This window comes from Arthrobacter sp. C152 (assembly GCF_054890965.1).
Genome location: NZ_JBTZSU010000076.1, coordinates 1 through 3021, shown reverse-complemented (window position 1 = coordinate 3021; position 3021 = coordinate 1). Strand labels below are relative to the sequence as shown.

3 protein-coding genes are annotated in these 3021 nt (G+C 66.3%); 1 reads left to right on the top strand and 2 read right to left on the bottom strand.

Annotated elements, in window-relative coordinates:
* Positions 1 to 123 precede the first annotated feature (123 nt).
* Complete coding sequence (locus tag ACYSM9_RS21705; RefSeq protein WP_221385576.1) at positions 124 to 804, bottom strand: response regulator transcription factor; 681 nt, start codon at positions 802 to 804, stop codon at positions 124 to 126.
* Positions 801 to 2045 (bottom strand): sensor histidine kinase, encoded by a 1245-nt coding sequence (locus ACYSM9_RS21700; RefSeq protein ID WP_461859015.1) that lies wholly within the window; start codon positions 2043 to 2045, stop codon positions 801 to 803. Before ACYSM9_RS21700 ends, ACYSM9_RS21705 begins: the two co-directional genes overlap by 4 nt.
* Positions 2046 to 2250: 205 nt before the next feature.
* Here ACYSM9_RS21700 and phoU point away from each other — a divergent pair, with 205 nt between their 5' ends.
* Positions 2251 to 2913, top strand: a complete 663-nt coding sequence (gene phoU / locus ACYSM9_RS21695; RefSeq protein WP_461859014.1) for a phosphate signaling complex protein PhoU — start codon at positions 2251 to 2253, stop codon at positions 2911 to 2913.
* The last annotated feature ends 108 nt before the right edge of the window (positions 2914 to 3021 follow it).

Sequence of the window (3021 nt, the reverse complement as noted above, 5' to 3'; positions counted from 1 at the left end):
ACCCATCAAGCATCCCGGCTAAACCAGCCAAGGTTTAGGAGACACGCCCTAGGCGCCCACGGCAGGAAACGCATAACAAAAGGGAGGGACCGTCCGGTCCCTCCCTTTTGTTATGCCTGCCGGCTACGGCTCGAACTTGTACCCCAGGCCGCGGACGGTCACCAGGTAGCGGGGGGCGGAGGGGTCGGGTTCGATCTTGCCGCGGAGCCGCTTCACGTGGACGTCCAGGGTTTTGGTGTCGCCGACGTAGTCCGAGCCCCAGACCCGGTCGATGAGCTGGCCCCGGGTCAGGACCCGGCCCGAGTTGCGAAGGAGCATTTCCAGCAGCTCGAACTCCTTCAGGGGAAGCAGCACCTGCTCGCCGCCCACACTCACCACGTGCCGCTCGATGTCCATCCGGACCGGCCCGGCCTGCACGGTGGAGGACACCAGTTCCTCCGGTTCGCCCTGCCGCCGCAGCACCGCCCGCACCCGGGCCACCAGTTCACGGGAGGAGTAGGGCTTGGTCACGTAGTCGTCCGCGCCGAGTTCCAGTCCCACCACTTTGTCGATCTCGGAGTCCTTTGCGGTCAGCATGATCACCGGGACGCTCGAGCGCTGCCGCAGCTGCCGGCATACCTCGGTGCCGGAAAGCCCGGGCAGCTGCAGGTCCAGCAGCACCAGGTCCGCACCGTTCCGGTCGAATTCGGTGATGGCGTCGAGCCCGTTGTCCACCACCTCCACCTCGAACCCCTCTTTACCCAGCAAATAGGACAGGGGGTCGCTGAACGACTCCTCGTCCTCGACAATCAAAATCCTGCTCAAGCGCTAGCTCCTCGTTCGTGTGCGCCGGCGGCGCGGGATCCTTGGATGACACTTTGCTGGGCTGCGGCGTCGCGGGCGGGCGCGGCCGTGGCCGGGGACGCCGGGGCCTCCCCGGCCCCCTCCTGCTCTTCCATCTCGGGAAGGCGGAGGGTGAAGGTGGAGCCGTGGCCGGGCTGGGACCAGAGGGTCACCTCGCCGCCGTGGTTCGAGGCCACGTGCTTGACGATGCTCAACCCGAGGCCGGTACCCCCGGTGTGGCGGGAACGCGCGGCGTCCACGCGGTAGAAGCGCTCGAAGACACGCTCCTGGTCCTCGGCACTGAGCCCCTCCCCCTGGTCTGTCACGGAGATGGACACCAGCCCTTCCTTGGACCGCACCCCGATTCCCACCCTGGTATTCGCCGGCGAATAGCGGATGGCGTTATCGATCAGGTTCCGCAGGGCCGTCACCAGGAGGTCCTGGTCCCCGAAGACCTTCCCTTCGGTGCGGCCACCCACCACGATGGTGATGTTCTTGCTTTCGGCCGGAAGCTGCGACCGGTCCACGGCTTCGGCGATGACAGCGTTGATGTCCACGGGGCGCCCCTCCTGGATCACGCTGGCGCCCTGCAGGCGGGACAGTTCGATGATGTCCTGGACCAGGGCGGCCAGGCGGGCGGATTCCTTGTGCATGCGCTTGGCAAAGCGGCGGACGGCCTCTTCGTCGTCGGCCGAGGATTCCAGTGCCTCGGCCAGCAGGGAGATGGCGCCCACGGGAGTCTTCAACTCGTGCGAGACGTTGGCAACGAAGTCGTTGCGGATCTCCTCGGTGCGGGTGATCTCGGTCCTGTCGTCCGCCAGGAGCAGGATGTATTCCTCACCCAGCATGGCTGCGCGCACCTGGACGATGATGGTTCCCTGTCCGAGCGGACCGCGCGGCAGCTCCAGCTGCCTTTCGAGGATGACGCCGTCCCGGCGCACCCCGGCGGTCATGTCCAGGAGTTCCTTGTGCACCACCGTGTGGCCGCGCACCAGGCCGTAGGCATACGCTGCGGGGCTGGCACGGACCACGCCGTCCACATCGTCGAGCACCACGAAGGCACGTCCGACGACGGCCAGCACCTCGGCGGCACCAGCCGGCAGCGCCGGCTCCCCGGCGTCGACGTCCAGCAGTTCCCGCTGCTTCTCGCTGACCCGGTAGGCAAGCACGCCGAAGGTGCCAAGGGCCAGGCCGATGAGGCCGGCCACCAGACCAATGAGCATAGGATCCACAGCTCCACTTTATGCTCCGGGAGGCGTTGCCCAGGCGCGTCCCGGCCCTTCACGCAAACGGTTCAACTAACGTTCACCTTCGTGGGCATAATCGTTTACCGGGTGCTGGCAGAGTTGCTGGTTGGAGCGCCCATTGGCGACACAATTCCTGCTGCCCTCCTGCGGGCGGGGGGAGTTATAAGGAAAGGACGCCGACGTGCGTAAGGTTTTTCAGGAAGAACTCACCCAGGTCGGTGACCAGCTGGTGGAGATTTCCCGGCTTGTCAGCGAAGCGATGGAGAAGGCCACCACCTCATTCCAGGTGGCGGACGTCGACCTCGCCCAGGACGTCATCGCAGCGGATGCACGGATCGACTTCCTGCAGAACAGCCTGGATGAGCGGGCCATCGACATCCTGGCCCTGCAGGGTCCTGTCGCCAGCGACCTGCGGATGATTGTCGGTTCCCTGCGGATGAGCGCATCGCTGGAGCGCATGGGCGACCTCGCCCGGCACATCGCCCAGCTCGCCCGCCTCCGTTACCCCTCCACGGTGATTCCGGCGTCCATGACCGAAACCTTCAACAGGATGGCCCAGCTGGACCAGGAGATCGCCGAGAAGCTGACGGTCCTGCTGGAGACCCGGGACCTTGAGGTCGCCCGGGACATCCTGAAGGCAAACACGGCGATCAACGATCTGCACCTGAGCGTCTTCAAGGCCATTGCGGCGCCGGAGTGGACCGAGTCCCCGGCCACGACGGTGGACGTGGCCCTGGCCAGCCGCTATTTCGAGCGCTTCGCGGACCACGGCGTCTCCGTCGCGCAGAAGGTGACCTACCTCGTCACGGGTGCGTGGCAGCCCAACGGCACCGAACACATCTGAGCCTGTTCCTCCACTTCCGTGGAGGAAGCACGACGGCGGGGGGGGGGGGGGGGGGGGGGGGGGGGGAGGGGGGTGGGGTGGGGGGTTTCTATGCGTTTTCTTTTGGTG

Coding starts and splice junctions, on each gene's coding strand:
- ACYSM9_RS21700 (WP_461859015.1), bottom strand. CDS start 2,045: ATGCTCATTGGTCTGGTGGCCGGCCTCATCGGCCTGGCCCTTGGCACC.